We start from the raw sequence: 5,483 nt of genomic DNA, 5'->3' as shown, positions 1-5,483 counted from the left end.
CCTATACTCCTATATATAATTATCTTTTTTCAAACTAACATAAGCCCCATGACCAATTATGAGGTGGTCAAGGACATTGATATCAAGGATTTCACCCGCATCTATCAACCTATGGGTAATAAGTAAATCCGCCTTGGAAGGGCTAGGATTTCCTGAAGGGTGGTTGTGGGCCAAAATCATAGATTTGGCTGATTTTTTTATAGCCGGCTTAAAGACTTCCCTAGGATTAACTATAGAAGAGCTCAAATCTCCAATAGAAATTAATTCTTTAGAGATAACTTCGTTTTTATTATTAAGTAAAATTGTGTAAAAGTACTCCCTATCCCTTAGGCTAATGGTGTCTTTAATAAATTCATAGGCATCCTCATTAGAATTTATCTGGTATTTTTCTTTATTTAAAATATTTTCCTTAATTCTTTTGCCCAACTGGAGGCTTGCGACAATCTTTGATGCCTTAGCATCCTTGATTCCACTTATTTTTGTAAGCTCCTCTACCTCTATCTCAAGTAGGGCCTCATCACTAAAGGTGTCTAAGATTTCCTCAGCAAGTTCTATTGCATTTTTCTTATCAGTGCCAGTTGAAATTATGATAGCAAGAAGCTCCTTTTCGCTTAGGCTGTCATGGCCCAACTTAATGAGTTTTTCTCTCGGCCTATCTATGAGCTTCATATCCTTGATAGTTTGTTTCATTTAAACATTTTCTCCGATGTTTATTTTTTTCATGTGCTTTATTATAAAGTTTGAAGAAAGTCCTACAAAAAATCCACTGAAGGTTCCAACCAAAACAAGGGCCGGAAAATAAGTAAACATCTTGATATTCTCCATAACGATAGCAGAAACTATTATCTGTCCCATATTGTGAGCAAAAGCTCCAATTTCGCTAACTCCAATGAAGGAGAATAAACGATCATGGAATTTCAAAGCGATTGCCATGGCAATTGATGAAAGAATAGCACCTGCTGCTGAATAGAAAAACGAAGTCACAGCACCAGTTATAAGAACTAGCATAAAACTTTTTAGTAGTGCTATGGTAAGACTTGCCTTAAAGCCATAAAAATAAAGACTTACTAGTATTATTATATTTGAAAGTCCGAGTTTTGCACCTGGTATTGGCACAGGAACAGGGATTTGTAATTCAATTAGAGAAATAATAAGAGCAAGGGCCACCAAAAGTGCCATATTAGTTAATTCTTTGATATTCTTTCCCATTAGCGAACCACCTTATCTATTTTATCGTCATTATTTTTCTTATCGCCATGACTTTCAATTTCCAAAAACAACCTATGAGGCAGGCAAATAATTGTTTGTCCCTCTTTTTCTATAGGATGCATATGGGTACAAATTTGGTCATGGCAGTCAGCCTCTTTCATATAGGCCTTTTTATCCTTAATCACAATAGTATTGTGGTGGTCACCGTAATGGACAACAAATTCTGTATCAACATCCATTGGTAGTTTTTTGATTACTTTGCCATTTTGTTCTACAACCAGCACATCTCCTTCATAGCCTGTTGTAGCCTTGTCAATCGCAAATTTCAGCCCAAAACTTAGGATAATCAGACCAACAATTACAATTATATCTCCTTTTTTTATCTTCATATATACCTCATATCTCTATCATAATATTTTATAATTAAATCATGGTTATATTATATGGTTTTTGACCATAAAAAAAAGACCCCGGAGGGTCTTCTTCATGTTTTATTCAAATATATTTATACATTTATTTGGACATTTATCTGCTGCTGTCTTTAGTAGTTCTAAATCAATACCATCAACATTTACAGCCTTAGATAAAAAGTTGTCCATTTCAAAGGCTTCTGGATAAGTCTTAGCACAAATTGTACAACCTATACAAGAGTTAGAACATTTTGCCCTAGCGTCTTTGCCCTTGTCATGAGATGAACAGAGAACTGCTTGTTTTTGCTTAAATGGTACAAGTTGGATTATATTTTTAGGACAAACTTCCACACATTTTTTACAAGCTACACACTTATCTCTATTCACTTTTGCAACACCATTGATTATATGGATAGCATCAAATGGACAAGTCTTTTCACAAGTACCACATCCGATACAACCATAATCACAGGCCTTTTTACCACCAAAAAGTGCAATTTGTGCCCTACAATCGTCAAGGCCTTGGTATTTATATTGGTCTTTAGCTGCTTCACAATTGCCGTTACAATATACGAGTGCGACCTTTCTGTCATCTGCACCTGCCGCTTCAACTCCCATTGCTTTTGCTACTGCCGCTGTTACACTTGCACCACCAATGGCACAGGCATTTACAGGTGCTTCGCCTTTAGCAATTGCAGCTGCAAGTCCATCACAACCAGGAAAACCACAAGCACCGCAGTTAGCACCAGGAAGGCATTCCCTAACGGCTGCCTCTTTTACTGATTTTTCCACATGAAATTTCTCTGAAATAAAGCCTAGAGCTATCGCAAAGATAAAGCCCATTATAGCAAGGATTGCTACTGGCAATAATAAATTTTGCATTCTTACCTCCTATGCTAAACCTGCAAAGCCCATGAAGGCTATAGCCATTAGACCTAGGGTTATAAGAGAGATTGGTGCTCCCTTAAATGACTCAGGTATTTTGTTGTATTCAATTTTTTCTCTTAGATAAGCAAGTAGTACGATTGCTAGCATGAAACCAATTGATGCTGCAAAGGCATATACTGTTGATTGAACTAAATTGTATGATAGGTCGATGGCCTTGATGGCTACACCCAAAACAACGCAGTTTGTAGTAATAAGTGGCAACTAAACACCGAGGGCTCCGTAGAGTGCTGGCATTGATTTTTTCATTACTGTTTCTACTGATTGTACTAAGGTTGCTATAACTAAGATAAAGACAACTGTCTGAAGGTATTGCACTTTAAATGCTTCTAGTATGTAGTGTTGGATAAACCAAGTTATAACTGTTGCAAGTACTATAACGAAGATTACTGCAAAGCCCATACCTCTTGCTGTTTCTACCTTGCTGGTTACACCAAGGGTTGGACATATACCTAAGAATTGTCCTAATACATAGTTTGATACAAATATAGTTGCTATTATAATTTTAAATAATTCTGCCATAATAACTCCTAATTATTTTTTCTGCTCATTATAGCATGGAAGGCTCCGAAGATTAGACCTAGGACTATGAATGATGATGCTGGTTGGAGCATGAAGCCTATGGTGTATTTTTCTGGTAGAATTGCCATGCCAAAAAGTGTGCCTGATCCTAATAATTCCCTAAAGAAAGCTAGGATTGAGATAGCAATTGTATAACCAAGTCCTTGGCTGATACCATCTACGATTGATGGGATTGGGCCGTTTTGTGATGCAAAACCTTCTGCACGGGCAAGGATAATACAGTTTACAACTATAAGTGGTATAAAGATACCCAAACTCTTATCGAGGGCTGGTGCGTAAGCTTTTATTAGCATTTGAACTATGGTTACGAATCCTGCTATTACTACGATGAATGATGGGATTCTGATTTCATCTGCGATGAAATTACGGAGTAATGATATAACTAAGTTACTCATTACAAGTACGAAGGTTACAGATACGCCCATACCAACAGCATTTGTTAATGATGAAGATATAGCTAGTACTGAACACATACCAACCATCTGTACTAGGACAGGGTTGTTTTTAATAATACCATCGATAAATATTTTGCCAAAATTTACCTTTGGTTTGTTATTTTGTTTTTCCATGATATCTCCTATTCTAGCTTAGCAAGGACTTCTCTTGCGGCGTTGATGCCTCTTAAGATAGTGGTTGTTGAAATTGTAGCACCTGTTATGCCGACTATTTCATTTTCCCCACCTGTCTTACTTGCCTTTACTTCCTTGTCCATGTTTACTCCAACCATGCCTTGTTTGAAGAAGTCTTCTTCCATTTGCTTACCAAAGCCTGCTGACTCTGAATGGTTTAGTGGAGCAAAACCTGTTATATTATGGTCTTTGTCAACACCAATTAAAAATTCAATGTCACCACCATAACCACCTGGAGAATTGATTTGGAATACATAGCCGTCTCCATCAGCTCCCTTTGCCTTGTAAACAGCTTCTACAACATCTGGTTTTTCAACGTCCATTTCTTCGTAGCTATCTGCCTTATATACAACTGCCAAAGATTCTTTTAGCTCTTCTTGTTGGCGAGCTTCTATGATTGGCTTAGTCATATTATTTGTAAAGGCTAGGGCTAGGGCTGTGATTGATGTTATTAAAAGTAATTTAATACCTAGTTTTAAACTATTATTCATTTTTAGCTCCTTTTTTTGCCTTGGCCTTACCAAAAATCCTATCCCTAGTATGTTTTTCAATTACTGGTACTAGGAGGTTCATAAGTAAGATTGAATAAGAAACACCTTCTGGATATCCACCCCAAAGTCTGATTACTGCTGTGATAAAACCACAACCAAAACCAAATACTATTTGTCCTTTTGGGGTAATTGGAGCTGTTGTATAGTCTGTTGCCATAAAGAAAGCTCCGAGGATTAGACCACCTGATAATATATTTTTAAGTATATAATCTAGATTTACCTTATCTCCAAAGATTGCAAGAATTATGGTAGTTGTTAGTATGTATACTAGTGGAATTCTTATGTGGATTACTTTTCTAATTAATAAATAGCATGCACCAATTAAGAGGGCTAGGGCACTTATTTCTCCAAGACAACCTGGTATGTGGCCTATAAATAAGTCCATAATTGTGTAAGATTTTGGATCAGAAAGTGGTGTTGCTGCTGTTAGCATGGATACATCGCTTACTGTTTTTAGTGTTGCTACTCTTTCGGTTGGTACAAAGTTTGTCATATTTGCTGACCATGATGCCATCAAAAATGCTCTTGCACCTAAGGCTGGGTTTACGATGTTTTGACCAATTCCACCGTAGAGCATCTTACAAATTATTATCGCAAATACTGAACCTATTACAAGTTGCCATACTGGAAGTGTAAATGGCACGTTGTAGGCTAGTAAGATACCAGTTACAACTGCTGATAAATCTTTTACTGAGTTTGGTCTTTTTGCGCATTTATTAAATATTGTTTCAGCTAGTACACATGTTATTACAGATGCTAAGATAAGAACTAAAGCCCTATAACCAAAGTAGTAAACAGATACAGCGCCTGCTGGTATAAGTGCAATGATAACATCAAGCATATCATTAGCGACTGTTCTTTTACTCCTAATATGTGGAGAAGCTGTTACTAATAATTGTTTATTATTTTCCATATTTCCCCCTATTTTCCTGCCTGTCTTATTTGTCTCTTAGCAAACTTAATAGCTTCAACTAGTGGTCTTCTGGCTGGACAAACGAATGAACAAGAACCACACTCTATACAATCTAGTGCGCCTTCTTCGTCTGCCTTTTCAAACCTACCATCTAGGGCATGTTTGTGGATGTAGTTTGGTAGTAAGAATACCGGACACACGCTTACGCACCTTCCACATCTGATACATGGTGTTGGATCTTCTA

8 protein-coding genes and 1 pseudogene are annotated in these 5,483 nt (G+C 36.9%); all 9 read right to left on the bottom strand.

Annotated features, from left to right (window positions below; all coding sequences use genetic code 11):
• Window positions 1-9: 9 nt before the first annotated feature.
• Window positions 10-690: a DNA repair protein RadC gene (gene radC / locus RQ907_RS07320; protein WP_311492721.1), complete on the bottom strand. Its 681-nt coding sequence runs from the start codon at window positions 688-690 to the stop codon at window positions 10-12.
• A complete protein-coding gene (locus RQ907_RS07315; protein WP_311492720.1) occupies window positions 691-1,209 on the bottom strand; it encodes a Gx transporter family protein in 519 nt (172 codons plus the stop codon).
• On the bottom strand, window positions 1,209-1,598 hold the full coding sequence (locus RQ907_RS07310) for a NusG domain II-containing protein (protein WP_311492719.1): 390 nt from the start codon (window positions 1,596-1,598) through the stop codon (window positions 1,209-1,211). The genes RQ907_RS07315 and RQ907_RS07310 overlap by 1 nt, the downstream gene beginning before the upstream one ends.
• 102 nt (window positions 1,599-1,700) lie before the next feature.
• Complete coding sequence (locus tag RQ907_RS07305) at window positions 1,701-2,501, bottom strand: RnfABCDGE type electron transport complex subunit B (RefSeq protein ID WP_311492718.1); 801 nt, start codon at window positions 2,499-2,501, stop codon at window positions 1,701-1,703.
• Between the two features lie 9 nt (window positions 2,502-2,510).
• Window positions 2,511-3,086: pseudogene (locus tag RQ907_RS07300) on the bottom strand (electron transport complex protein RnfA).
• Window positions 3,087-3,094: 8 nt separating this feature from the next.
• Window positions 3,095-3,715: an electron transport complex subunit E gene (locus RQ907_RS07295; protein ID WP_311492717.1), complete on the bottom strand. Its 621-nt coding sequence runs from the start codon at window positions 3,713-3,715 to the stop codon at window positions 3,095-3,097.
• Between the two features lie 8 nt (window positions 3,716-3,723).
• Entirely contained in the window at window positions 3,724-4,266 is a 543-nt protein-coding gene (locus tag RQ907_RS07290; RefSeq protein WP_311492716.1) for an FMN-binding protein, read from the bottom strand.
• Window positions 4,259-5,239 carry an RnfABCDGE type electron transport complex subunit D gene (locus RQ907_RS07285; protein ID WP_311492715.1) on the bottom strand — a complete coding sequence of 327 codons (981 nt, stop codon included), beginning with the start codon at window positions 5,237-5,239 and terminating at the stop codon, window positions 4,259-4,261. Before RQ907_RS07285 ends, RQ907_RS07290 begins: the two co-directional genes overlap by 8 nt.
• 8 nt (window positions 5,240-5,247) lie before the next feature.
• A partial coding sequence (locus RQ907_RS07280) for a 4Fe-4S dicluster domain-containing protein (protein WP_311492714.1) occupies window positions 5,248-5,483 on the bottom strand: 236 nt, incomplete at its 5' end.

This window comes from uncultured Anaerococcus sp. (genome assembly GCF_963510575.1).
In the GTDB taxonomy this organism is placed as follows: domain Bacteria; phylum Bacillota; class Clostridia; order Tissierellales; family Peptoniphilaceae; genus Anaerococcus.
The sequence above is the reverse complement of the archived record's forward strand: the minus strand, read 5'-3'. Positions and strand labels throughout refer to the sequence as shown.